Annotated in this window: 1 protein-coding gene; it reads left to right on the top strand. The window is 49.5% G+C overall.

The window, feature by feature from the left end; translation table 11 throughout:
• A partial coding sequence (locus R8O11_RS25115; protein ID WP_318194597.1) for a heavy metal translocating P-type ATPase occupies positions 1-1,099 on the top strand: 1,099 nt, incomplete at both ends.

Genomic DNA, 1,099 nt, shown 5'->3' with positions numbered 1-1,099 from the left:
CAACCTGGGGACGTCATTGAAGTGGCACCTGGCGGTCGTTTGCCAGCTGATGGTGTATTGATGACGACGTTAGCCAGCTTTGATGAAAGTGCATTGACCGGTGAATCAGTTCCTGTTGAGCATGAAGAAGGCGGGAAAATCATGGCGGGGGCGGTGGTAGTCGATAAAGTAGTGCAGGTGCAAGTGACCTCCCGCCAAGGTGAAAATGCCATTGACCGCATCCTTCATTTGATTGAAGAAGCTGAATCGCGCAAAGCGCCGTTAGAACGATTCCTCGATAAATTCAGTCGCTGGTACACGCCACTTATGATGCTGGTGTCTCTTGCCGTTATCGTTACGCCACCATTACTGTTCGCTCAACCTTGGGAAACATGGGTGTACCGTGGTTTAGCATTGCTCTTAATCGCTTGTCCTTGTGCCTTGGTTATTTCAACGCCTGCTGCGATTACGTCGGGTCTGGCTGCTGCGGCACGCCGTGGTGCATTGATCAAAGGTGGGGCAGCGCTTGAGTTGCTTGGCAAAGTGGAGTCGGTCGCGTTTGATAAAACAGGCACGTTGACACAAGGTAAACCGCAAGTAACGGACGTGGTGACTTATGATGTAACAGAAGAAACACTACTGAGTTTAACGGCTTCTATCGAGATGGGGTCAAGCCATCCTTTAGCGGTTTCATTAGTGAAGCGGGCTGAAGAACAAGGCGTTTCGATTCCTGAGGCAAGTGATAAAACTGCTCAAGTCGGCTCTGGTGTAACAGGTTTGGTGAACGGTAAATTAGTGCAAGTTATTGCGCCATCAAAAGCGGACTTCCCTGTTTCTTCGAAAGTTGAACAACGTGTTATTGAACTGGAAGAACAAGGCAAAACCGTGGTGATCGTTCGTCACGATTACGAAGTTATTGGCGTGATCGCGTGGCAAGATACTCTTCGTCAAGATGCTCAACAGGCAATCGCCACGTTGAAAATGTTGGGCGTGAGTTCTGTGATGTTGACGGGGGACAACCCACGCAGTGCGGAAGCGATAGCCCATCAAATTGGTTTGGATTACAAAGCGAGCTTGTTGCCTGCCGATAAAGTGCGTTATGTGGAACAACGTTCTACTG

It is taken from the genome of Vibrio sp. 1288 (genome assembly GCF_033344475.1).
This window is presented reverse-complemented; position numbering and strand designations above follow the sequence as displayed.